The organism is Tatumella sp. JGM130 (assembly GCF_018257525.1).
In the GTDB taxonomy this organism is placed as follows: domain Bacteria; phylum Pseudomonadota; class Gammaproteobacteria; order Enterobacterales; family Enterobacteriaceae; genus Tatumella; species Tatumella punctata.
This window is the reverse complement of record NZ_JAERJS010000004.1, coordinates 148,444-171,157: the sequence shown is the minus strand read 5'-3', so window position 1 is coordinate 171,157 and position 22,714 is coordinate 148,444. Positions and strand designations below refer to the sequence as shown.

Sequence of the window (22,714 nt, the reverse complement as noted above, 5' to 3'; positions counted from 1 at the left end):
AGTCAGTTGAACTGCATGACAAAGTCATCGGGTACTACATGACAATAAATCACTATCAATAAATTGGAATCATTACCCGTTGTGGCTATGAATGGACAGGCCACCCGGTTACTCAGGACGGTATGCTCTATACCCTGCACGGTAAGGCCGGCAATACCCCGGCGTCGAAGGTGGAAGTTATTGTTGATGACAAAGCTCCCCATGAAATCCGGATCCGTGGCCTGCTGAAAGAGCATACCTTTAAAAAGGCCAGACTGGATACCCAGACCGAGCTGCGTTATATTCCGGGATCAGACCATTTTACGATTCATGATGTGCTGACCAATAATGCGGATTATCCTCATGATTATGAAATTATTTATCACAGTAATTTCGGCCAGCCGATTCTGGAGAAAAATGCCCGCTTTATTGCGCCGCTGAAATCGGTCTCACCGTTTAACGATTATGCGAAAAAAGGTATGGCAGACTGGGATCAGTACGCTGCTCCGACCCGCGACTTTGATGAAATGGTATTTAATCTGGTCCCCAAAGCCGATGATAATGGAAAAACACTGGCGGCGCTGATCAATAGTAAAGGCGATAAAGGGGTTTCTATTGAATTTGATACTCGCCAGCTTCCGCTGCTGACCATGTGGAAAAATACTGACACCCTGAAACAGGGCTACGTGACCGGTATTGAGCCCGGAACAAATTATGCCTATCCGGTGACTATTGAGAAACAGCAGGGCCGGGTAAAACAGCTGGCTGCTGGTGAAAGTACTGATTTTACATTGACTTATTCATTACTGAAAGATGCGAAGGCAGTACAGCAGACCGAAAAACGGGTTAAGCAGATTCAGGGAAATGATAAGATCATTGTCAGCGATACTCCTATTGCTCAGGAATAAAGGCAGTTATATCACCGGATATTATTCCGGAAGTAACCGGCATAAAATCTGCATTACGGTTTTATACTGACAGAGTATGAATAAACAGCGGGCAGTATGCCGCCCGCTGTCATTATTATCAGCCGCCAGGCCGGGGAATTAGCCGGCTGAAAGTATCACGACTGGCACTGTAATAATGCTACTAGCAGGATTCCGGCGATATATGTGCGGCGTGGATTTTTATAACAGGCTGCAATCCGGGGGGTCTTTTCCAGCAGGAGATCTGTATTCTGCGGGTGAGGGATACTTACAGGAATCGCAGAGGAGAAGAAATAATAACTTAAATAGCACCAGTAGCTTAACGCTATCGTTGCCGGAAAGGTATCCCCGATATTGGTTATCGGGAATAATTGATTATCATATTCATGGTCATTCACCGGCAGGAAGTAAAGACACGGTGCGTATTACTATGAAGTCACTTTCAGCTGATAACTGTTATGTCTTCTTACATCTCTGATATTATCCAGGATCTCATCCAGATTATCTTTTACATTCAGATACAGGCCACTTAGCTGCTTATAATGACCACTGCATAACTTTTCAATATGCGGAATGCTGTCTTCAGCACTGACTGTATTTCCGAGATCTTTTTCTTTAAGGATCCAGTCTAATGCACTTTTGACCGCACAGTACTCTTCCGGAGGATTTTCAGTCAGCGCCATTGCCATGCCTGTAGAGTGAATAAGCCCGGGGTGAAAGGCATAATGAGAAATGTTATCTTTTTTTGACTCTATAGCAAGATTCTCTGTCAGTTTCATAATAGCTGCTTTTGAAACGGAATAGGCAGAGCAGTTCGGCCAGCGGTGAGCTCCTGCATTGCTGGCCATATTGATAATAATACCGCTCTTTTGGGGAACCATATACTGCATTGCTGCATGTGTACAACTGACAGCACCGGTCAGATTAACTTTTATAGTATCAAACCATTCAGAGAGGTCATTGGTATTAAATTTCCCGACAGGCCCCCAAATACCGGCGTTATTTATTAAAATATCAATCCGTCCAAAGCTTTCTATTATCTCTGAAAAGAAAGGGATAATTTGTGATTCTATTGAAACATCAAGGCTACGGTAGTGGAATTTTGAGTTTAACCGGTGGATTATACTGTCTGGCGGGGTTTTACTGCGTCCGGTAACTATTATTATATTTCCCGGGTCTTTTGCCAGGTGTGAAGCATAAACCATACCAACACCTTTGGCTCCGCCGGTAATAACGATATATTTACTTTCATTCATTTTTAGCCCTCGCTGATGTGCAGGTCAGAAATCCACGCTATCACAGTGGTGATTAAATAGTATAGTTATTTATGTGTTTATTTGTTTTATTATATTTGACCTTATATTTAACAGAGACTTACCTACGATAAAAAAACTATCACATAAAAATAATTTACATATTCTTTTTGATACTAAAAGCGTTATATGACAGTTGTTTTTTCCGTAGATATCTTTTTTTCGAAAAATTTCTGCAGGTTAGCCCGGCTAGCCGTCAGGGGCAGCGGAACTGTTGTCTGTGACGGGCCTGATTTACCCGCTCAGTAATAATCATATCAGTCTGCTGAGATCTCTGAGTGTTGTCGCTCTCCCGGTCACCGGCTTCTGTATCCTGTACAGAGATCTTTATGCACGTATAGCTGTTTCGGCACACAGAAATCCACGGGCTGAAAGGGATTTCACAGGACGGTTTGTGATGAATAAAGCAGCAGCTCCGGTTGTTATTGTGATGTTGTTTTTATGGGTTTGGTGTGAGGTTTAGTTGTGAATCACAGTACGCTGACTGATGCGATTTGTACCAGGGCATCAGCAGTGAAGAAAGCACAAACCCGCACAGTGATTGGTGTTGCATCTGATAACATGACCGCCATTGATAAACTCGTCCTGCGGATAAATACCGGCAGTAAACAGAGTGCTTATCTGTGGGTAAGTCAAAATAATCGTAACAAAGCTTTAGCATTGTTCGTTTTTCAGGCGAAAAATTACCGGTTAGAGGCATTTTAAGTAACCGGTTCCATTTTCGGCATTCGGCAGGGGATTTCCTTATGCTATAGTGCGGCCCTCGTAACGTTATAGTGAATATATTTTGCATGCTGGAAGCCCAACAACTTACCTGTATCCGTGATGAACGGGTGCTTTTTAATCAGCTTTCATTTACGGTCCGGCCCGGTGATATTGTGCATATCGAAGGACCTAATGGTGCAGGTAAAACGTCCCTGTTACGTCTTCTGGCCGGATTGAGCCGGCCTGAGTCGGGCACTATTCTGTGGAACCAGTCACCGGTTACCAGGCAGCGTGATATCTGGCATCAGCAGATGTTGTATCTCGGGCATTTACCCGGCGTTAAGGGAGTATTATCCCCGCTGGAAAATTTGCGTTTTTTTCATGCCGATCAAAGTGATGCTGAAATATATCGTGCACTGGATGAAGTGGAACTGACCGGGTATGAAGATGCGGTGGTGGCCCAGTTATCTGCCGGACAGCAGCGCAGGGTAGCACTGGCCAGACTATGGCTTACCCGCGCCAGGTTATGGATCCTGGATGAGCCCCTGACGGCGATTGATAAAGCCGGGGTAGAAAAAATAATGTCACAATTTGCATTACACGCCAGCCGGGGAGGATCGGTTATTCTGACAACACATCAGGATCTGCCGGATCAGCAAAACAGAGTACGAACAATACGTCTGTCAGCGGAAGGAACAGAAGCATGCTGGTAAGTGTTATTCGTCGTGAGCTGAAAATAGCTTTCCGTAGTGGTTCAGAAATTATTAATCCGCTGTGGTTTTTCCTGATAGTGGTTACGTTATTTCCGCTCGGTATTGGTCCTGAATCACAATTGCTGGCCAGGGTTGCCCCGGGGGTTGTCTGGGTGGCGGCATTACTTTCTTCTTTACTGGCCCTCGAGCGGTTATTTCGTGATGACTTTAGCGACGGCTCTCTGGAGCAACTGTTGTTATTACCGGCTCCCTTACCCCTGACTGTATTGGGTAAAGTGATTGCCCACTGGCTGGTCACCGGCGTGCCGTTGATTATTCTATCTCCGCTGGCGTCATTATTGTTATCTCTCAATTTCCGGGGATGGTGCGGACTGGCGCTGACCCTGTTACTCGGTACCCCGGTACTGAGTTTTCTGGGGGCTATCGGCGTGGGCCTGACCGTCGGACTGCGGCGGGGCGGGGTACTGCTCAGTTTGCTGGTACTGCCGCTGGCGGTACCGGTACTGATTTTTTCAAGTGCAGCCATTGATGCTGCCAGCCAGGGATTACCCATCAGTGGTTACCTGGCAATATTAGGTGCGATGCTGGCAGCCAGTATTACTCTGGCGCCTTTTGCCACAGCCGCAGCGGTGCGAATCAGCCTGCAATAAGCTGCGTGTTGTGCTGCTTTTAGTAAATATTAGTGAGCAATACAAAATGTGGAAATGGTTACACCAACTGGCCAGGCCAGAGAGACTTTATAACGTTTGCGGTAAATTTATCCCGTGGGTAAGCCTGGCAGCATTAGTCACATTGCTGACAGGCTGGATTTGGGGGTTCGGTTTTGCCCCCCCTGATTACCAGCAGGGCGACAGTTACCGTATTATGTATATTCATGTGCCGGCAGCCATGTGGTCAATGGGCGTCTATGCATCAATGGCGATTGCGGCTTTTATCGGGCTGGTCTGGCAAATGAAAATGTCAGACCTGGTTGCGGCGGCGATGGCTCCGGTGGGGGCGGTATTTACTTTTATCGCTCTGATTACCGGGTCTGCATGGGGTAAACCCATGTGGGGCACCTGGTGGGTGTGGGATGCGCGTCTGACATCGGAACTGGTGTTACTGTTTATCTATATGGGGGTCATTACCCTCTATAATGCTTTCGACGATCGCCGGGTTGCCGGACGTGCTGCCGGCATCTTAATTCTGGTTGGTGTGGTAAACCTGCCGATTATTCATTATTCGGTACAGTGGTGGAATACCCTGCACCAGGCGTCTTCCGGACTGCTTCAGCAGGATATCGCCCCGCCGATGCGTAGCCCGTTACGCTGGTCAATTCTCGGTTACCTGCTGGTTTTCATCTCTCTTACCCTGATGCGTTTACGTAACCTTATTCTGTTTACTGAACGAAACCGTCCCTGGGTTTCTGCCATTGCTAATAAGGGGCGTAAATGATGACTCCGGCATTTTCTTCGTGGACAAGTTTTTTCCAGATGGGAGGCTATGCCTTTTACGTCTGGTTATCTGTTGGTTTTACCTTACTGGCCTTCGGATGCCTGATCATCCATACCCTGCTACAACGAAAACAATTATTAAAACAAATAAGACAGCGTGAATCCCGTGAACGCCGGATCAGCGCCGCAAAACAGAAAAAAACCGCCGCTAACAAGGCAGGAGATCACTTGTGAACATTCGTCGTCGTCGCCGCTTACAGGTTGTGGTGGCAATACTGGCCGGCCTCGGGCTGGCGACCGGTTTGGTTATGTATGCCCTGCGTTCAAACATTGATTTGTTCTACACCCCCAGTGAAGTTCTTCACGGGCGTGGTCCGCAGCATCTGGAAAAACCCCATGTCGGGCAGCATTTACGTATTGGCGGCATGGTGATGCCAGGCAGCGTAAAACGTGACCCTGACAGTCTCGCGGTGGAATTCAAGCTCTATGATGCTAACGGTGTAGTGGATGTCAGCTATGTCGGCATTCTTCCTGATCTGTTCCGTGAAGGGCAGGGGATTGTCGCCCAGGGGGTACTGGAAGACGGCAACCTGATTAAAGCACAGCAAGTGCTGGCCAAGCATGATGAAAAATATACTCCCCCGGAAATTGAGGATGCGATGAAACAGAACCATAAAGGGCCTGCCGATCGCTACCAGAACGGACAAGGTGAGCAACCATGATCCCTGAAATAGGCAGTTTTCTGTTATGTCTGGCGCTGGGCCTGGCATTGTTATTAAGTATTTACCCGTTATGGGGTGCGGCAAGGCTGGATAACCGGCTGATGGGACTGGCCAGACCTCTGAGTTATGGGTTATTTGCCTGTATTGCCGGTGCGTTTCTGATTCTGGTACATGCTTTTATTGTTAATGACTTTACTGTGGCTTATGTCGCTGAAAACTCGAACAGTATGCTGCCGGTCTGGTACCGGATTGCGGCCACCTGGGGGGCGCATGAAGGCTCGTTGCTGTTGTGGCTGCTGATGCTCAGCGGCTGGACACTGGCAGTCGCGTTGCTGAGCCGCAGTATGCCTCAGGACGCGATTGCCAGGGTTCTGGCGGTTATGGGGATGATTAACCTCGGGTTTTTGCTGTTTATTACGCTGACATCTAACCCGTTTATCCGTACTCTGCCTGACTTTCCGGTCGATGGCAGTGATCTTAACCCGATGTTGCAGGATATCGGACTGATTTTCCATCCGCCGCTGTTATATATGGGGTATGTCGGGTTCTCGGTGGCTTTTGCTTTTGCGATTGCCTCACTGATGACCGGACGCCTGGATACCGCATGGGCACGCTGGTCGCGTCCGTGGACCACGGCAGCCTGGGTGTTTCTGACTATCGGTATCGTTTTAGGCTCTGCCTGGGCGTATTACGAACTCGGCTGGGGAGGCTGGTGGTTCTGGGATCCGGTCGAGAACGCGTCGCTGATGCCGTGGCTGGCGGGCACCGCATTGATCCATTCACTGGCAGTTACCGAAAAGCGAGGTTCTTTCAAATCCTGGACCGTCCTGCTGGCCATCACGGCGTTTTCACTGAGTCTGCTGGGCACCTTCCTGGTCCGTTCCGGGGTGCTGGTCTCGGTGCACTCCTTCGCGTCGGATCCGTCCCGCGGGATCTTTATTCTTATCTTTCTGGTGATTGTTATCGGCAGTTCATTACTGTTGTACGCATTGCGTGGCGGTAAAGTACGCAGCCGGGTACAAAATGACGGCTGGTCACGTGAATCATTCCTGCTGGGCAACAACGTTTTGCTGATTGCTGCGATGCTGGTGGTATTACTGGGCACTTTATTACCCCTGGTACATAAAGAGCTGGGGCTGGGCAGTATTTCGATTGGCGCGCCGTTCTTTAATACCATGTTTACCTGGATTATGGCGCCGTTTGCTCTGATGCTGGGTATCGGACCGCTGGTTCGCTGGCGTCGTGATGAGCCGCAAAAGCTGTATAAGCGGCTGATTATTGCGGCGGTGGTTACGCTGATAGCGTCAATTGTTCTGCCATTGCTGCTGCAGGATCGTATTGAAGCGATGACCGTGGTCGGTTTGCTGATGTCTGTATGGGTTATTCTGCTGACCCTGATGGAATTGCATGAGCGTGCAACTCATCGCCATAGCTTCTGGCGTGGCCTGACCCATCTTTCCCGCAGTCACTGGGGGATGGTGCTGGGACATCTGGGTGTCGCGGTGACAGTGATCGGGATTGCTTTCAGTACCCAGTACAGTGTTGAACGGGATGTGCGGATGAAAGCCGGAGATACGGTCGATATTCATAATTACCATTTTCTGTTCCGCGATGTTCAGCGCCTGACAGGCCCGAACTATACAGGCGGGGTGGCGATTATTGATGTCACCCGTAACGGTAAACAGGAAGCGGTGTTACATGCCGAAAAACGTTTCTACACCGCAGCCCGTACCATGATGACAGAAGCGGCGATCAGTGGTGGTTTCAGCCGTGACCTGTATGCTGCGCTGGGCGAAGAAATTGGCCAGGGTTCCTGGGCGGTGCGTATCTATTACAAACCTTTTGTGCGCTGGATTTGGTTCGGCGGCGTCTTTATGGCGGTTGGCGGTATTCTGTGTCTGCTGGATCCGCGATATCGCTCCCGTAAAAAAGCGCAGTCACAGCAGGAGCCCCAGTCATGAACAAGAAAATCCTGTTTATTCCGTTAGTGTTATTTTTACTGCTGGCGGCAGCCTTACTCTGGCAACTGAACCGTAATGCTGAGGGGGATGACCCGACCTTGCTGGAGTCTGCGCTGGTCGGTAAACCGGTGCCGGTATTTAAACTCGAGTCATTGCAGACGCCGGGGAAATATTACAACCAGAGTGCACTGGTGGATGGAAAACCGGTACTGCTGAATGTATGGGCGACATGGTGCCCTACCTGCCGTGCGGAACATGAGTACCTGAATACTCTGGCCGAGAAAGGAGTCAGGGTAGTGGGGCTGAATTATAAAGATAATCGGGTCAAAGCAGTTAACTGGCTGAATACTCTGGGCAATCCTTATGCGCTGAGTCTGTATGACGGTAACGGTATGCTGGGGCTGGACTTAGGTGTCTATGGTGCACCTGAAACTTTCCTGATTGATGGTAAAGGCATTATCCGTTACCGCCATGCAGGTGATATGAATGCCCGTGTCTGGCAGCAGCAGGTTGAACCGCTGTGGAATAAATACAGTAAGTTAGCGGGGGACTGAGCGGATGAAAAAACTGATTTTGTTTGTGGCTGCCATGCTGACCAGCTTTAGTCTGTGGGCGGCTATTGATACTTATCACTTTACGTCACTGGCACAGGAAGAGCAGTACCGTGATTTGACTCAGTCTCTGCGCTGTCCTAAATGCCAGAATAACAGTATTGCTGATTCCGGGGCGATGATTGCTGCCGATATGCGGCAGAAAGTGTATGAGCTGATGCAGCAAGGTCAGAGCCGGCAGCAGATTATTAATTATATGGTGGGCCGCTACGGTAATTTTGTGACCTATGAGCCGCCGGTAACCCCCTCGACCCTTATTTTATGGGTCGGGCCGGCTTTATTTGTGATTGCAGGTGCTGCGGTGATTATTTTACGCAGCAGAAGAAAAAAAATAAGCAGCCAGCTGGATATCAGCGAACAGCAAAGACTGGCTGCGTTACTGGATAATGACGGGAAACCGCTATGAGTGCCCTTTGGTTAAGCATCTGTATTTTATTGCTGGCGGCGTGTGCATTAATCCTGACCAGTGGCTGGCGTTCGGGGAAGGACACCAGTAATCAGCGTGATCAGCTGAATAAAACCTTTTATCGCCAGCGGCTGAACGAACTTGATGACGATGAACAGCAAGGCGTGGTGGCCGGGAAGCAGGAAATGATTGCTGAGTTACAGCAAACATTACTCACTGATATTCCGGAACAGCAACCCGCTCAGCAGGTCCGGACCAGTGGCCGCTGGGTATTGTGGCCCGGGCTGGTGGTGTTAGTGCTGGTGACCCTCGGCATTTATCTGAAAACCGGTGGCTTGTTGCAGGTGATGCAGTGGACGCAAATCCGTGATGAGTATCCGGCATTACGCCAGCGCCTGATGGATCCGCAGGGGAAAAACCTGAATATGCAGGAACTGGCGGATTTTGAAGTCGGCCTGAGAACCTCCCTGCTATCGGATCCGGACAATATTAATGACTGGGCGATGCTTGGCCGGTTAGGTATGGTGCTGAATAATGTGCCTCTTTCCAGCCAGGCGTTCCAGCGGGCACTGAAGCTATCGCCGGACAACAGTGATCTGAAACTGGATTATGCTGAAGTGCTGGTACGCTCGCCGGATCCACAGGATAACCGGCAGGCAGAAGTTATGCTGGGGGATATGCTGCGCACTGCGCCGCAGAATCTGCGTATCCTGAGCCTGCTGGCGGCGGTGAGTTTTACCGAACAAAATTACGATAAAGCCATCAGCTATTGGCAAAAAATGCTAACCCTGTTACCGGCCGATTCGAAGGAAGCAGACGCGGTACGTAAAGGAATAGAGCAGGCCAGGACCAATGCGGGGCAGCAAACCAGCAGCCTGACATTGCAGGTTGCTATTACCCCGCAGGCGGAAAAAATGTTAACACCGGACGGAATATTGTATATTTCCGTGACTGATGGTGTTTCTCCGGTGCCGGTGGCGGTAAAACGTCTGCCATTGAGCCATTTCCCGCTGACTCTGACCCTCGATGACAGCAATGCCATGATGCCGGAACGTTTGTTATCAGCACAGCATACTCTTCAGGTCAGGGTGCGAATCTCCCGTAACGGAAGCGCAAACCCTCAGCCGGGTGACTGGTACGGGCAAACCGGAAAAATCCACTATACTGGTAAACAGACAGTGGCTGTTGATATCAACCAGCAGCAGCCCTGAATTAAGAAATCGTTTATTGCACAGGGAGCTCAGCATGCATTACCGCCTGACCTGTTTGGGGGTGGCCAGTTTACTGCTGGTGGGGTGCGCCGGTTCAAAACCGGCAGCCGACAATGTCACACCGGCCGTTAAACCCGAGTCGCAGCTACGGAGGGCTGCTGCCGCGCAGACTCCGGTTCCGCAGTCACAGCCTGCCGCTGCCTCCGGTTCAGGGCAACGCAGTGATCCGCTGGAAAGTTTTAACCGCACGATGTTTAACTTTAACTATAACGTGCTGGACCCTTATGTGCTTCGGCCGGTAGCAGTGGCCTGGCGGGATTACCTGCCGGTCCCGGCGAGGAACGGTCTGAGTAATGCGCTGAGTAACCTGGATGAACCTTCCAGTATGGTTAACTACCTGTTACAGGGGGATGTGCGCCGTGCTGCTATCCACTTTACCCGCTTTTTCCTGAACAGTACTCTGGGGCTGGGCGGGTTTATTGACGTAGCAGGTAAAGCGAATCCGGCACTGGCCCGTGAACATGCCTATGGCTTCGGCAGCACCCTGGGGCATTATGGGGTTGGCTATGGTCCTTATGTGGAATTACCGGGATATGGCAGTTTCACCGTACGTCAGGACGGAGGAGATGCGGTAGATACCCTGTATCCGCCATTAAGCTGGCTGACAATCTGGCTTTCGGCCGGCAAATGGGCATTGCAGGGGATCGAGACACGGGCTGAATTGCTCGATTCGGATGCTATCCTGAAACAGCAAAGTGATCCTTACGCCTTTATCCGTAATGCTTACTTCCAGCGCTACGATTTCCTTGCCAGTGGCGGTAAATTAAAACCGGAAGTTAACCCGAATGCTCAGGCTATTCAGGGTGATTTAAGCGAAATTGATGCTGACTGATCCCCGCTGACCACTCCCTGCGGGATCCCCACGGGCCGGATTTTTCCGGCCCGTGCTGTTTATGACGGATGACGTTTCTGGCTGACAGTGGGGTTGTTGCTTTGGATCAAGCTTTCGGTGTTCTCCGTACGGAAGGCATGCTTTCATCTGGCACAGTCCTCCGCGGGAGGCGTACACTGTGCTCAGTGATTCATAAACGCACCGGAGCACAAAATGACTGATGCAATTAAAAAGTGTAGTGCTAACGAAACGGCCGCCTGTTGCTGTGTGGATGTTGGCACCATGATTGATAACAGCGACTGCACCGCCAGCTGGTCGGCCAGCTATGCGGATCGGGCTGCCGCAGATGCTGCCCTGAAAGCGCTGACGGAAAAAGCACGGGCGGTGGAATCTTCGCCCTGTGAGATTCAGGCAACCTTTTCTGACGACCCTGCTGGCGTTCGCTTGCAGGCTGAGTTTATTTTCAGCTGTCAGGCGGAGAATATGATTTTCCAGCTGGGGCTGCGTTAATTTCCCGCAGGGGCCGGTGTCCGGCCCCGTTTTTCTTTCTTTCCTGTTGCCACTTTTCTGTTGCTGATTGTGTTTGTTGTTTTGTATTTGTTTCCACAACTTCAGTTTTCAGGTACGCCTGCCGATTAGTCATCTGTACCATTGTCACCGATTTCCCGGCAAACAGTGCCGAAAGTTATAGTTCCCTGTCGCGACAGCGCGCAGGCAGACATTAACCGGTGAAGGTTTGCGCAGGGTCAAACCGCGGTAAAATTGCCTGTTCAGTAAATAAACAATTGGTTGACTGGAGCACGGGCTTTAGGTAAAACACCTGCTTTATTACTTGTTGCAGCTTATTGCAGGTGATGAAACCGTTCTTTTTTCTATTAACAGCGGTGCCATATGCAAGTTTATATTATGCGTCACGGTGAAGCGGCGCTCGACGCGGACTGTGATTCAGCCAGACCTTTAACCCATTGCGGATGCAGCGAATCACGACAAATGGCCAGCTGGCTGGGTAAACAAAGGGTCAGTATTGAAAGGGTGCTGGTCAGCCCGTATCTGCGGGCTGAACAGACACTGTCGGAAGTCAGGGACTGTATGCAGCTTCCGCAGCAGTTTGAAGTATTGCCTGAGCTGACCCCGTCAGGAGATGCTGAAATGGTTGCCAGCTATCTGCAGGTGTTAGCGAAAGACGGGGTGGCTGCCGTACTGGTGGTGTCTCATTTGCCGCTGGTAGGTTACCTGGTTTCTGCCCTGTGTCCGCAGGAAGCACCGCCAATGTTTGCCACCTCGGGTATTGCCTGTGTCTGTTATGACGAAAATACCGGCAACGGTGAACTGCTCTGGCAAACCAGCCCTTCAAAACTCGATAAAGCTATCTGACACCGGACCACAGGGCTGAGATGCCCCGTGGGTCAGGGTAAGTCCGGCGGCTGCCACTCTTCGGTTTCAATTAATACCAGCAATGCCGCATCCCCGCCGAACATACGCGGTGCCTGATGAAATGCCATAACAAAAGGGTGCTGTGCCAGCCACAATGGCGTTTGTTGCTTAAGTATCCGCTTACCGTGCCCGTGCATAACACTGGCACAAAACAGGTGTTCGCGACGACAGGCGGCAAGTAATGCCCCCAGTTCCTGCTTCGCTTGTTGTTGGGTCAGGCCATGTAAATCCAGAAAAATCTCCGGAGTATAGTCCCCGCGGCGCAGTTTCTTTAATTCATAGTGGCTGACGTCAGTCCGCACGTAACGCACCGGACCTTCTTCGGATAAGAAGGGCTGGAACTCATCGGAAAAGTAATGACTGTGATCCGCCTGTTCTGACAGGGCTCGTTTTTCCGGGAGATGACTGCTTTTCGTACGTACCGGTTTATGCAGAACGGTATCCTGCCTGAGGCGCCTGGTATCTGACATCAATTGCCGGAACAGCGCCTGGTCTTCAGAGGGGGGTTTTTTATCGTTCATATGACCACTGACTTTATCTGGGCGGTTAATCGGCTATTCTTCGTGGCTTCTCTGCAAAAAGCAAATACCTTTCTGAGTGCCCCCGGACCGTCGGGGGCTTCGCCGCAGAGAGGTTGTCTGCCCGCCGAAGATGACGGTGTTTTTTGTCTGTTTGGTGAAACAACCTCAGGATAACAGATAAAAGCCGCCTTTTTATCATTACGGCGCTGAATTCTGAATCACTTCATGGCAAACTACAGCCCGGATTCAGATATCGTCCCCGGAGGGCAATGTGGACAAAATTTTCGTCGATGAGGCAGTCAATGAACTGCACACAATTCAGGATATGCTGCGCTGGGCAGTGAGTCGTTTTTCTGCGGCTGATATCTGGTATGGGCATGGCACAGATAATCCCTGGGACGAAGCTGTTCAGCTGGTATTGCCAACACTCTGTCTGCCACCGGAAATTCCGGAAGATATGCATTATGCCCGTCTGACGACCAGTGAGAAAAAACAGATAGTTGAGCGGGTAGTGCGCCGGGTAAATGAACGTGTCCCGGTCGCTTATCTGACACATAAAGCCTGGTTCTGCGGGCATGAGTTTTATGTGGATGAACGGGTGCTGGTCCCACGTTCACCGATCGGTGAACTGATTAATCAGCGTTTTTCCGGGCTGGTTAACAGCGCGCCGGAGCGTATTCTGGATATGTGTACCGGCAGTGGCTGTATTGCGATTGCCTGTGCTTATGAGTTTCCGGAAGCAGAAGTGGACGCGGTGGATATTTCAGCCGATGCGCTGGCAGTTACCGAGCAAAATATTGAAACTCATGGTTTACTCCAGCAGGTTACGCCATTACGTTCTGACTTATTCCGCGATTTACCGGCGATTAAATATGATCTGATTGTCACTAATCCTCCGTATGTGGATGCGGAAGATATGGGTGATTTGCCGGATGAATATCGTCATGAGCCGGAACTGGGCCTGGCGGCGGGTATTGACGGGCTGGTATTAGTTCAGCGTATTCTGGCAAATGCAGCCGATTATCTGACTGATGACGGTGTACTGATTTGTGAAGTCGGCAACAGCATGGTGCATATGATTGAACAATATCCGGAAGTCCCCTTTACCTGGCTGGAATTTGATAACGGCGGCGACGGGGTGTTTATGCTGGACCGTCAGCAACTGATTGAAGCACAACCTTATTTCAGACAGTATCAGTTTTAATTTCAGGGCGGACCGGCGGCCTGCCGGTCTGTGATTCAGCAACAAGGAACCACCATGGCCGGAAACAGTATCGGACAACTTTTTAAAGTCACCACCTTTGGTGAGTCTCACGGGATTGCATTAGGCTGTATTGTCGATGGTGTGCCTCCCGGAATCCCGTTAACGGAAGCAGATATTCAGCACGATCTGGACCGTCGCCGTCCGGGGACGTCACGTTATACCACCCAGCGGCGTGAACCTGATCAGGTTCGTATTTTGTCCGGTGTGTTTGAAGGTGTGACCACCGGCACTTCTATTGGACTGTTGATCGAAAATACGGATCAGCGTTCACAGGATTATGGTGCAATTAAAGATCTGTTCCGTCCGGGACACGCTGACTATACCTACGAACAAAAATACGGTCTGCGCGATTACCGCGGCGGCGGGCGTTCTTCTGCCCGTGAAACGGCAATGCGGGTCGCCGCAGGGGCGATAGCCAAGAAATATCTGCAGATGACCCACGGTATTGTGGTGCGCGGCTATCTGGCCCAGATGGGGGATGTACACTGCGAGTTACGCGACTGGCAGCAGGTTGAACAGAATCCGTTCTTTTCCCCGGATGAGAGCTCACTGGCGGCGCTGGATGAATTGCTGCGAGGCCTGAAAAAAGAAGGTGATTCCATCGGAGCCAAAGTGTCTGTGGTTGCCGAGGGTGTCCCGCCGGGACTGGGAGAGCCGGTTTTTGATCGGCTGGATGCCGATCTGGCCCATGCACTGATGAGTATTAATGCGGTGAAAGGTGTCGAAATCGGTGATGGTTTTGACGTTGTCACCCAGCGTGGCAGCCAGCATCGTGATGAAATTCGCAGTGATGGTTTTCAGAGTAATCATGCAGGCGGTATTCTGGGCGGGATCAGCAGCGGGCAAACCATTCGGGCAACCCTGGCGCTGAAACCGACGTCCAGTATCACGGTGCCCGGAAAAACCATTACCCGTGATGGTGAAGAAACGGAGATGATTACCAAAGGGCGTCATGATCCTTGTGTCGGTATCCGTGCGGTACCGATTGCCGAAGCGATGATGGCGATTACCCTGATGGATCATCTGCTCCGTCATCGTGCCCAATGTGCAGATGTTGTGACTACCGTCCCCCGCTGGTAATTCTATGAAAGAATATACGCTGGCTGTCCTGATGTTATTACTGAGTGCCGGAGCGCTGGCTGCGGGTACTCCCTGGCAGAATATTCAGCATCCTGTCAGTGGCCCGCCACAATCGATTGGCAGTTTTGCTAATGGCTGTATTATCGGAGCGCAGAGTCTGCCCCTGAATGCAGACCATTATCAGGTGATGCGTCAGGATCAGCGGCGTTATTTTGGGCATCCGGACCTTATCCGTTTTATACAGCGTTTTTCTGGCCGGGTGGCACAACACCGGCTGGGGGAAGTACTGATCGGTGATATGGGGATGGCCGCCGGAGGACGTTTCAGTAGCGGACATGCCAGTCATCAGACCGGGCTGGATGTGGATATCTGGTTACAGCTGCCGGCATCGCGCTGGAGTGCACAGCAACTGCTGCACCCCCAACCGCTTGACCTGGTCACCGCAGAGGGTAATCAGGTTGTTGCCCGCCACTGGACCCCTGCAGTCGCAGAGATGATCAAGCTGGCGGCAGAAGATCCGCAGGTGTCGCGGATTTTTGTCAATCCGGCAATTAAACAACAGCTTTGTCTGCAGGCGGGCAGCGACCGTGGCTGGCTGCGTAAAGTCCGTCCGTGGTTTGCACACCGCGCACATATGCATGTCCGGCTGAGTTGTCCGGCTGGCAGTACCGAATGTCAGGATCAGTCGCCACCGCCGCCGGGTGATGGCTGCGGAGCAGAACTACACAGCTGGTTCCTGCCAGCGAAACCGGGCAGTAGTCCGCCGCTAAAACGGACGCCTCCGCCGCTGCCTGACGGGTGTCAGGCACTGCTCGATAAACATTTACTGTAAGGAACCCTATGGAGTGGTTTTTAGTCAGTCCCTGGATGGTGGCATTATTATTTCTGGTGGCAGTTGCTGCCGCGTTTATTGATTCCATTGCCGGTGGTGGCGGATTACTCACCGTGCCTGCATTACTTGCCGCCGGGCTCTCTCCGGCACATGCGCTGGCAACCAATAAATTACAGTCGGTAGGCGGGTCTTTTTCCGCCAGCCTGTATTTTGTGCGTCGCGGTGCGGTGCGGCTGGCTGAACAGCGGTTAAATATTGCGATGACATTTATCGGGGCCATGCTGGGGGCAATTCTCATTCAGCATCTGCGCGCTGATGTGCTGCGCCAAATCCTGCCAGTCTTGTTAATAGGTATCGGTCTCTGGTTTCTGTTGATGCCGAAACTGGGCGAAACCGACCGCGCGTCACGACTCTCCGGATTACCCTATGCATTCGTTGGCGGGGGATGTGTTGGCTTCTATGACGGATTCTTTGGTCCCGGTGCCGGATCATTTTATGCACTGGCATTTGTTACCCTGTGTGGTTTTAATCTGGCGAAGGCCACCGCACATGCCAAAGTCCTGAATTTTACGTCTAATCTGGCCGGGCTGCTGTTTTTTATGTTTGGTGGTCAGGTGGTATGGGGCCTGGGGGCCGTTATGCTGCTGGGGGCATTTTGCGGTGCGCGGCTCGGCGCCAGGCTGGTACTGACCCGCGGCCATCAGCTGATCCGGCCAATGGTGGTGACAGTGTCGGTAGTGATGAGCCTGAAATTATTGTGGGACAGTCACGGGCAGACTATTTTGCGGGCATTAGGGCACTGAATGCCTTGCCGTACAGGGAGTTCAGCCGCAGGATCCTGCGGCCTGGCAGAGATGTTAACTGAATAAGAGCAACCCGATGACAACACATAATTATCAGGATCTGATGGTCATTTTTGACCAGTGTTTTTATAAAGATTTTAATACCCGGCTGATCAAAGGTGATGATGAGCCGGTGTATTTACCGGCTGATCAACACAGTGACTTCCACCGTGTTATTTTTGCCCACGGTTTTTATGCCAGCGCCATGCATGAGATTTCTCACTGGTGTGTTGCCGGAGAGGCACGCCGCCAGCAGGTAGATTTTGGCTACTGGTATTGTCCGGACGGGCGGGATCAGCAGACTCAGCAGCAATTTGAAGCCGTAGAAGTGACCCCGCAGGCACTGGAATGGATGTTTTCCGTCGCAGCCGGTTTTCCGTTTAATGTCAGCTGTGACAACCTTGACGGTGATTGTGAGCCGGACAGGGTGGCTTTTCAGCGTAAGGTGCATCAGCGGGTTGCCGGTTATCTTGAACAGGGGATTCCGCAACGTCCGCAGCGTTTTATACAGGCGCTAAACCATTTTTATTCGACCCCGCCATTGAGCCTGCAGCAGTTTCCGTGGCCGGAAGAGTTATCCTGATAACTTAAATTTAATGAGAGGTCCCGATTGATGCTTGAAATTGAAGCGCAAATCCTGGCAATGATAGATGAGATGGTGGAAAGCGCTTCCGATGATCAGTTGTTTGCCGGGGGCTATTTACGCGGGCATCTGACCCAGTCGGTTGCTGAACTGGAACTGCGGGGCGAAGACAGCCCGCAGGCACTGAAACAGCAGGTTGAACAGAGCCTGCAGGCGGCGATCCGTCAGCAGGAGTTGTCGCCGCCGGATCAGGTGCTGGTGCTGGACTTATGGCAACGCCTGTACCTTAAGGCCGCTGCAAAACAGTAAGCCGTCGCGGCCCGCGATCTTTCAGGTTACGGGCCGTCCCTTCAGTAATTTTCTTATCCAGAAACGGTTCGGTTGTAAAGCATCGAGGGTATCCTGATCCACAGGCTGAGGTTCGCCACTGATCTGTGCTGCCAGTACTTCTGCAGCTAACGGTGCGCTGCATAACCCGCGGGAACCCAGCGCCGCCAGCAGGTATAACTGTGGCCAGACCGGTGCCGGAGTCACCGTTTCCGGTTGCCCGCAGCGGGTATCTAAGTCTGCATACTGGCTGAGAGTGGCCTGATAATCGGGCATTGCACCGACCATTGGTAAATGGTCGCGAATAGCGCAACGAACTCCGTTACGAGCCTGCTGCTGAGATACATCGACCTCTCTGGTCCAGTCGCTTTCCGGCAGGCAATTGATCAGCCGCTGACGGTTTTGCTGCTGGTCTGTTTCCCGATAGCTGGCAGTGTCTTCAGCACGGTGGTAACTGGCACCAATACAATGGGTCTGATGCTCTGCGCTGAGAGGGGTCAGATAGCCGTCATAGCAAAGGACGGTTTTCAGCGCTGATAACTGCGGAGCTGCCGGTATATGGCTGACCTGGCCTGATACCGAGTAAACCGGTAATCTGGCTGACTGAGTTAACTGATTTATCCGGTGTCCGTTCGCCATCACCAGTACACTATGATGGCGAGCAGGCTGTTGACGAAAATGAAGCTGCCAGCCATCGTTCTGTGGCTCTGCCTGCTGCAGTTCATGCTGCCAGTAACAGCGCAAGCCTTGCTGTTGCGCAAGGCGGAACATATCGCGGGTTAATTGGCCAGGGTTCAGCCAGCCACCCTGCGGGTAACAAATGCCGCCGCAGGCCAGCGGTAGCCCCGCCAGATCGCTGGCCTGTGACGCATCGACGCCGGTTGCCAGGGTCTCCGGCAGGGCCATGTCCAGCATTTGCCGGATTTTATGCCGGCTTTTATCGTCCCAGCCCAGTTGTAATACTCCGCTCCATTGATGTTCAAATTCACACGGCAGGCTGTCATAAAAGCGCCGTGCAAAGCCGAAGGCGGCAGGGAAAAAGGTTGCCAGTGCCGGGTCATGGCTGTTCAGTAACGGATAAAGTGCGCCCTGACGGTTACCTGAGGCGTTACCGGCGGGGGCGCTATCGGCACAATATAAACTGACCTGGTATCCCCGGCGCAGTAATGCCAGCGCCAGGCAGGCGCTGGCGATCCCCCCGCCGGTAATGGCGATATCTTTTCCACGGGCCGCCGGCCGCCGGAACCACGGACGGCGGCAGGGCAGAGCCTCTGTCTGTGGCAAATAACCACACAGCATTTCCCGTTTATGGGCGAAGCCTTTACGTCTTTCGACACTGAACCCTGCCTGCTGAAGTCCGCGGCGAACAAACCCTGCGGCAGTAAAGGTTGCAAAGGTGCCTCCGGCACGTGACAACCGGACCATGGCACTGAACAGACGCTCGTTCCACATGTCAGGGTTTTTTGACGGCGCAAAACCGTCCAGAAACCAGGCATCAACCTGATGGTTAAGGCTGTCGTCGAAACTATCAATCAACTGATTAATATCCCCGAGCCACAGATCAAGCGTTATCTGCCCCTGGTTAAATATCATCCGCTGGCAGCCTGCGACGGCATCCGGCCATTGTTGTTGTAACTGTTGTGCATACCCGGCCAGTTCCGGCCAGTGCCGGTGGGCGGCAATAATATCGTCGCGTGTCAGCAGAAATTTTTCACAGCTGATAAAGTGCAGACGCCGGAGTTTTCCGTCCGGGTTTTCCCGTACCGCCTGATCGAATGCCTGCCAAAGGGTGAGAAAGTTGAGCCCGGTACCAAATCCGGTCTCTGCGGCAATAAAAAGTCCGGACTGATGGCTGGAAAAACGTTGCGGAAGTTGGTTCCCGCCGAGAAAAACGTAACGGGTTTCGTTGAGACCATTATCGTTAGAAAAATAGACGTCATCAAAAAAATCAGAAACAGGTGTACCCTGTTCGTTCCAGCGGAGGGTGGCATGTTCTATTCGGCAGGGTTTCACGGCGTAAGGCTCATTGGTCAGGCAATAGACTAATTTTATCGATATCATTACGGTGACGCAAATTTACACGGGAATTTGCTGATCGGACTTGTTCGGCTTACAAGTGTACGCTAAAGTGCACCGTAAACCGAAGAGATGTGAAAGAGGAATTTTGAATGAAACGTGCAGTGATCACTGGCCTGGGGATTGTTTCCAGCATTGGTAATAATCAGCAGGAAGTTCTGGCGTCCCTGCGGGAAGGTCGTTCGGGTATCACCTTTTCAGAGGAAATGAAAGAAGCGGGCATGCGCAGCCATGTCTGGGGTAACGTAAAACTTGATACCACCGGCCTTATTGATCGCAAAGTTGTGCGTTTTATGAGCGACGCCTCTATTTATGCTTACCTGTCAATGGAACAGGCGGTTAAAGATTCCGGCCTGAGCGTTGAGCAGTACCAGAATAACCCGCGTGTCGGTCTGATTGCCGGTTCCGGCGGTGGTTCTCCGCGTTTTCAGGTCTTTGGTGCTGATGCAATGCGCAGCCCGCGTGGCCTGAAAGCCGTTGGCCCTTATGTTGTGACCAAAGCAATGGCTTCCGGGGTTTCTGCCTGCCTGGCAACACCATTCAAAATTCACGGTGTTAACTACTCAATCAGTTCTGCCTGTGCAACCTCTGCGCACTGCATCGGTAATGCGGTGGAACAGATTCAGTTAGGTAAACAGGACGTGGTATTTGCCGGCGGCGGAGAAGAACTGAGCTGGGAAATGGCCTGTGAGTTTGATGCGATGGGCGCACTGTCAACCAAATACAACGATACCCCGGAAAAAGCATCACGTACTTATGATGCAAACCGTGATGGTTTCGTTATTGCCGGTGGCGGTGGCATGGTGGTGGTCGAAGAGCTGGAACATGCACTGGCCCGTGGTGCTCACATTTATGCAGAAATCGTGGGTTATGGTGCGACATCTGATGGTGCTGACATGGTTGCACCGTCTGGTGAAGGTGCAGTACGTTGTATGAAGATGGCATTGCAGGGTGTTGACACGCCGGTTGATTATCTGAATACCCACGGTACTTCAACGCCGGTCGGTGATTTAAAAGAACTGGGTGCTATCCGTGAAGTGTTTGGTGATAACTCACCGGCGCTTTCGGCAACCAAAGCCATGACTGGTCACTCCTTAGGTGCTGCCGGTGTTCAGGAAGCGATTTACAGTCTGCTGATGCTGGAGCATGAGTTTATTGCACCAAGTATCAATATTGAAGATCCGGACGAAGCGGCAAATGGTCTGAATATCGTGACCAAAGCTACTGATAAAAAACTGACGACAGTTATGTCTAACAGCTTTGGTTTCGGTGGTACTAACGCCACACTGACGATGCGTAAATATCAGGCATAATCGTCACGGCGAAGAAAAACCCGGCAGTGTGTATTGCCGGGTTTTTTTATACCTTTTCGCTGACAGTGCGGGCAGGTATTTGTACTACTGTGAATGTTCGGTTTTACCGGCACTGGCAGGCACCATACCCCAGACGGCCAGTACCGACAGGATACAGAAACCGACATTAACCAGCAGGGCGGTCATTGCAGAAATATCTACCGAAATGCCCGATGCTTTCATGGCTGAATATATAGAGGCTGAAATAGCAACCCCGAATGCACCACCGAGAGAACTTGCCATTTTATACACGCCGGAAGCCGTGCCTATTTTATCCGACGGGGCATTAGATATGGCGGTATCTGTTGACGGAGTGGCATAAAACCCCAGACCTAAACCAAATAGCACAAATCCGGCCATCACAGAACTGATATATACCCCGTCAGTCAGAAATGTCAGAGACATCAGCGCCACACCCGCACCGGTCATCAGTGCACCGAAAATCATCGGTTTTTTTGCCCCAATCCATTGCAGTATTTTTTCTCCGACACGGATCATCACCAGTACAGCAATCAGGTAACCGATAGACAGCATTCCCGTCTGGAAGGGGCTGAACCCGCGTCCTTCCTGAACATAGGTATTGGTAACCAGTAATGTCCCGGCAACGGCATTCAGCATAAAATTAGAGAAAGTTGCGCCACTGTAAGGGGCATTTCTGAACAGTGAAAAGTCGATAAATGCCGCCGATTTTTTCACAGATTCAGTGAGGTAGAATAAAATCCCGCTAATGACACATAACACCAGTAATCCCAGGGTAATGATGTCACTCCAGCCCCATGCCGCGCCTTTGGTGATAACCAGGTTCAGACAGAGCAGGAAGATAACAAACAGTAACACACCCAGATTATCAAAACGGGTTTCACCGGTAGTGCGCGGGGCTTTTTTCTCCGGTACACCGCGCATCAGCAGCATCCCGGCGATGGAAAATATAATGGAAATAATAAATATCCATTGCCATCCAAACCAGGTAGCAATTGCGCCGCCCATCAGAGAACAGAATCCTGAACCGCCCCAGGATCCGATAGACCAGAAACTGAGAGCCCGCTGACGCTGTGCACCGCGGTAGTAGACTTTTAGTAACGCCAGGGTGGCAGGCATAATACAGGCCCCGGAAAGCCCCTGAATAATACGTCCGGTGATCAGCATGGCACTGCCGTCGGCAATAATCAGCAGCAAAGAACCGATAATACTCAGGATAAAGCCAAGATAGGTAAACCGCATCAGGCCAAATTTATCAGCCAGTCCCCCGGCAACCACAATAAAACAGCCGGAAAAAAGCGCCGTAGCGCTGATTGCCAGATTCAGGGACTCATTACTGATATTAATATCTTTTTGGATATCCGGTGCGATATTAAACATCGACTGCGCGAATAGCCAGAAAGTCAGTACTCCGAAGACAATACCTATAATAAACCTGTCGCCGGGCGGTTGCACCGGGTCTGGCAATACAGGATCATTTGCCGTGGAGACTCGTTTACTCTCATCACTTGACATATAAATTCCCTTTTTAATAAATAGTTCCTGAATCAAT

General features: G+C 51.3%; 24 protein-coding genes and 1 pseudogene. 21 read left to right on the top strand and 4 right to left on the bottom strand.

Annotated features, from left to right (window positions below; translation table 11 throughout):
- Window positions 1-68: 68 nt before the first annotated feature.
- A pseudogene (locus JK211_RS03435) lies at window positions 69-887 on the top strand (aldose 1-epimerase family protein); the annotation flags it as partial.
- Window positions 888-1,333: 446 nt separating this feature from the next.
- Here the strand turns inward: JK211_RS03435 and JK211_RS03430 are convergent.
- Window positions 1,334-2,161, bottom strand: coding sequence for an SDR family oxidoreductase (locus tag JK211_RS03430; RefSeq protein WP_212707270.1), 828 nt, complete (start codon window positions 2,159-2,161; stop codon window positions 1,334-1,336).
- Window positions 2,162-2,683: 522 nt separating this feature from the next.
- Between JK211_RS03430 and JK211_RS03425 the strand changes: the two genes are divergently transcribed.
- From JK211_RS03425 to sixA, 13 genes are all read left to right on the top strand, one after another.
- Entirely contained in the window at window positions 2,684-2,923 is a 240-nt protein-coding gene (locus JK211_RS03425) for a hypothetical protein (protein WP_212707269.1), read from the top strand.
- 86 nt (window positions 2,924-3,009) lie between these two features.
- A complete protein-coding gene (gene ccmA / locus JK211_RS03420) occupies window positions 3,010-3,636 on the top strand; it encodes a cytochrome c biogenesis heme-transporting ATPase CcmA (RefSeq protein WP_212707268.1) in 627 nt (208 codons plus the stop codon).
- On the top strand, window positions 3,627-4,286 hold the full coding sequence (ccmB, locus tag JK211_RS03415) for a heme exporter protein CcmB (RefSeq protein ID WP_212707267.1): 660 nt from the start codon (window positions 3,627-3,629) through the stop codon (window positions 4,284-4,286). Before ccmA ends, ccmB begins: the two co-directional genes overlap by 10 nt.
- Window positions 4,287-4,332: 46 nt before the next feature.
- Window positions 4,333-5,070: a heme ABC transporter permease gene (locus tag JK211_RS03410; RefSeq protein ID WP_212707266.1), complete on the top strand. Its 738-nt coding sequence runs from the start codon at window positions 4,333-4,335 to the stop codon at window positions 5,068-5,070.
- Window positions 5,070-5,303, top strand: coding sequence for a heme exporter protein CcmD (gene ccmD, locus JK211_RS03405; RefSeq protein WP_212707282.1), 234 nt, complete (start codon window positions 5,070-5,072; stop codon window positions 5,301-5,303). The genes JK211_RS03410 and ccmD overlap by 1 nt, the downstream gene beginning before the upstream one ends.
- Window positions 5,300-5,791: a cytochrome c maturation protein CcmE gene (gene ccmE, locus JK211_RS03400; RefSeq protein ID WP_212707265.1), complete on the top strand. Its 492-nt coding sequence runs from the start codon at window positions 5,300-5,302 to the stop codon at window positions 5,789-5,791. Before ccmD ends, ccmE begins: the two co-directional genes overlap by 4 nt.
- Window positions 5,788-7,752 carry a heme lyase CcmF/NrfE family subunit gene (locus JK211_RS03395; protein ID WP_212707264.1) on the top strand — a complete coding sequence of 655 codons (1,965 nt, stop codon included), beginning with the start codon at window positions 5,788-5,790 and terminating at the stop codon, window positions 7,750-7,752. Before ccmE ends, JK211_RS03395 begins: the two co-directional genes overlap by 4 nt.
- On the top strand, window positions 7,749-8,306 hold the full coding sequence (locus JK211_RS03390; protein WP_212707263.1) for a DsbE family thiol:disulfide interchange protein: 558 nt from the start codon (window positions 7,749-7,751) through the stop codon (window positions 8,304-8,306). Before JK211_RS03395 ends, JK211_RS03390 begins: the two co-directional genes overlap by 4 nt.
- A gap of 4 nt (window positions 8,307-8,310) precedes the next feature.
- The gene (locus JK211_RS03385) at window positions 8,311-8,769 is read left to right on the top strand and encodes a cytochrome c-type biogenesis protein (protein ID WP_212707262.1); all 459 of its coding nucleotides are present in this window, start codon (window positions 8,311-8,313) and stop codon (window positions 8,767-8,769) included.
- On the top strand, window positions 8,766-9,980 hold the full coding sequence (ccmI, locus tag JK211_RS03380; RefSeq protein WP_212707261.1) for a c-type cytochrome biogenesis protein CcmI: 1,215 nt from the start codon (window positions 8,766-8,768) through the stop codon (window positions 9,978-9,980). Before JK211_RS03385 ends, ccmI begins: the two co-directional genes overlap by 4 nt.
- A gap of 34 nt (window positions 9,981-10,014) precedes the next feature.
- Window positions 10,015-10,872, top strand: coding sequence for a phospholipid-binding lipoprotein MlaA (gene mlaA / locus JK211_RS03375; RefSeq protein ID WP_212707260.1), 858 nt, complete (start codon window positions 10,015-10,017; stop codon window positions 10,870-10,872).
- 213 nt (window positions 10,873-11,085) lie between these two features.
- Window positions 11,086-11,382 (top strand): DUF406 family protein, encoded by a 297-nt coding sequence (locus JK211_RS03370; RefSeq protein WP_212707259.1) that lies wholly within the window; start codon window positions 11,086-11,088, stop codon window positions 11,380-11,382.
- A gap of 381 nt (window positions 11,383-11,763) precedes the next feature.
- Window positions 11,764-12,246, top strand: a complete 483-nt coding sequence (gene sixA / locus JK211_RS03365; protein WP_212707258.1) for a phosphohistidine phosphatase SixA — start codon at window positions 11,764-11,766, stop codon at window positions 12,244-12,246.
- Between the two features lie 32 nt (window positions 12,247-12,278).
- On the opposite strand, the gene smrB is transcribed toward sixA, so the two are convergent.
- The gene (gene smrB, locus JK211_RS03360) at window positions 12,279-12,827 is read right to left on the bottom strand and encodes an endonuclease SmrB (protein WP_212707257.1); all 549 of its coding nucleotides are present in this window, start codon (window positions 12,825-12,827) and stop codon (window positions 12,279-12,281) included.
- A 271-nt stretch (window positions 12,828-13,098) separates the two neighbouring features.
- Here smrB and prmB point away from each other — a divergent pair, with 271 nt between their 5' ends.
- The 6 genes from prmB to JK211_RS03330 all read left to right on the top strand — a co-directional run bounded on the left by prmB (window position 13,099) and on the right by JK211_RS03330 (window position 17,737).
- Window positions 13,099-14,031: a 50S ribosomal protein L3 N(5)-glutamine methyltransferase gene (gene prmB, locus JK211_RS03355; protein ID WP_212707256.1), complete on the top strand. Its 933-nt coding sequence runs from the start codon at window positions 13,099-13,101 to the stop codon at window positions 14,029-14,031.
- Between the two features lie 54 nt (window positions 14,032-14,085).
- On the top strand, window positions 14,086-15,171 hold the full coding sequence (gene aroC / locus JK211_RS03350) for a chorismate synthase (RefSeq protein WP_212707255.1): 1,086 nt from the start codon (window positions 14,086-14,088) through the stop codon (window positions 15,169-15,171).
- 4 nt (window positions 15,172-15,175) lie between these two features.
- Entirely contained in the window at window positions 15,176-16,003 is an 828-nt protein-coding gene (mepA, locus tag JK211_RS03345) for a penicillin-insensitive murein endopeptidase (RefSeq protein ID WP_212707254.1), read from the top strand.
- 8 nt (window positions 16,004-16,011) lie between these two features.
- Complete coding sequence (locus tag JK211_RS03340; RefSeq protein WP_212707253.1) at window positions 16,012-16,806, top strand: TSUP family transporter; 795 nt, start codon at window positions 16,012-16,014, stop codon at window positions 16,804-16,806.
- 76 nt (window positions 16,807-16,882) lie between these two features.
- Window positions 16,883-17,428, top strand: a complete 546-nt coding sequence (locus JK211_RS03335; RefSeq protein WP_212707252.1) for an elongation factor P hydroxylase — start codon at window positions 16,883-16,885, stop codon at window positions 17,426-17,428.
- A 27-nt stretch (window positions 17,429-17,455) separates the two neighbouring features.
- Window positions 17,456-17,737: a YfcL family protein gene (locus JK211_RS03330; protein ID WP_212707251.1), complete on the top strand. Its 282-nt coding sequence runs from the start codon at window positions 17,456-17,458 to the stop codon at window positions 17,735-17,737.
- A gap of 21 nt (window positions 17,738-17,758) precedes the next feature.
- Here JK211_RS03330 and mnmC read toward each other — a convergent pair whose 3' ends face one another.
- Window positions 17,759-19,768: a bifunctional tRNA (5-methylaminomethyl-2-thiouridine)(34)-methyltransferase MnmD/FAD-dependent 5-carboxymethylaminomethyl-2-thiouridine(34) oxidoreductase MnmC gene (mnmC, locus tag JK211_RS03325; RefSeq protein WP_212707281.1), complete on the bottom strand. Its 2,010-nt coding sequence runs from the start codon at window positions 19,766-19,768 to the stop codon at window positions 17,759-17,761.
- Between the two features lie 155 nt (window positions 19,769-19,923).
- On the opposite strand from mnmC, the gene fabB reads away from it, so the two are divergent.
- Window positions 19,924-21,144 carry a beta-ketoacyl-ACP synthase I gene (gene fabB, locus JK211_RS03320; protein WP_212707250.1) on the top strand — a complete coding sequence of 407 codons (1,221 nt, stop codon included), beginning with the start codon at window positions 19,924-19,926 and terminating at the stop codon, window positions 21,142-21,144.
- A gap of 84 nt (window positions 21,145-21,228) precedes the next feature.
- Here the strand turns inward: fabB and JK211_RS03315 are convergent, their stop codons facing one another.
- Window positions 21,229-22,677 carry an MFS transporter gene (locus JK211_RS03315; RefSeq protein WP_212707249.1) on the bottom strand — a complete coding sequence of 483 codons (1,449 nt, stop codon included), beginning with the start codon at window positions 22,675-22,677 and terminating at the stop codon, window positions 21,229-21,231.
- Window positions 22,678-22,714: the final 37 nt, after the last annotated feature.

Coding starts and splice junctions, on each gene's coding strand:
- JK211_RS03430 (WP_212707270.1), bottom strand. CDS start 2,161: ATGAATGAAAGTAAATATATCGTTATTACCGGCGGAGCCAAAGGTGTT.
- ccmA (WP_212707268.1), top strand. CDS start 3,010: ATGCTGGAAGCCCAACAACTTACCTGTATCCGTGATGAACGGGTGCTT.
- ccmB (WP_212707267.1), top strand. CDS start 3,627: ATGCTGGTAAGTGTTATTCGTCGTGAGCTGAAAATAGCTTTCCGTAGT.
- JK211_RS03410 (WP_212707266.1), top strand. CDS start 4,333: ATGTGGAAATGGTTACACCAACTGGCCAGGCCAGAGAGACTTTATAAC.
- ccmD (WP_212707282.1), top strand. CDS start 5,070: ATGACTCCGGCATTTTCTTCGTGGACAAGTTTTTTCCAGATGGGAGGC.
- JK211_RS03395 (WP_212707264.1), top strand. CDS start 5,788: ATGATCCCTGAAATAGGCAGTTTTCTGTTATGTCTGGCGCTGGGCCTG.
- JK211_RS03390 (WP_212707263.1), top strand. CDS start 7,749: ATGAACAAGAAAATCCTGTTTATTCCGTTAGTGTTATTTTTACTGCTG.
- JK211_RS03385 (WP_212707262.1), top strand. CDS start 8,311: ATGAAAAAACTGATTTTGTTTGTGGCTGCCATGCTGACCAGCTTTAGT.
- ccmI (WP_212707261.1), top strand. CDS start 8,766: ATGAGTGCCCTTTGGTTAAGCATCTGTATTTTATTGCTGGCGGCGTGT.
- mlaA (WP_212707260.1), top strand. CDS start 10,015: ATGCATTACCGCCTGACCTGTTTGGGGGTGGCCAGTTTACTGCTGGTG.
- JK211_RS03370 (WP_212707259.1), top strand. CDS start 11,086: ATGACTGATGCAATTAAAAAGTGTAGTGCTAACGAAACGGCCGCCTGT.
- sixA (WP_212707258.1), top strand. CDS start 11,764: ATGCAAGTTTATATTATGCGTCACGGTGAAGCGGCGCTCGACGCGGAC.
- smrB (WP_212707257.1), bottom strand. CDS start 12,827: ATGAACGATAAAAAACCCCCCTCTGAAGACCAGGCGCTGTTCCGGCAA.
- aroC (WP_212707255.1), top strand. CDS start 14,086: ATGGCCGGAAACAGTATCGGACAACTTTTTAAAGTCACCACCTTTGGT.
- mepA (WP_212707254.1), top strand. CDS start 15,176: ATGAAAGAATATACGCTGGCTGTCCTGATGTTATTACTGAGTGCCGGA.
- JK211_RS03340 (WP_212707253.1), top strand. CDS start 16,012: ATGGAGTGGTTTTTAGTCAGTCCCTGGATGGTGGCATTATTATTTCTG.
- JK211_RS03335 (WP_212707252.1), top strand. CDS start 16,883: ATGACAACACATAATTATCAGGATCTGATGGTCATTTTTGACCAGTGT.
- fabB (WP_212707250.1), top strand. CDS start 19,924: ATGAAACGTGCAGTGATCACTGGCCTGGGGATTGTTTCCAGCATTGGT.
- JK211_RS03315 (WP_212707249.1), bottom strand. CDS start 22,677: ATGTCAAGTGATGAGAGTAAACGAGTCTCCACGGCAAATGATCCTGTA.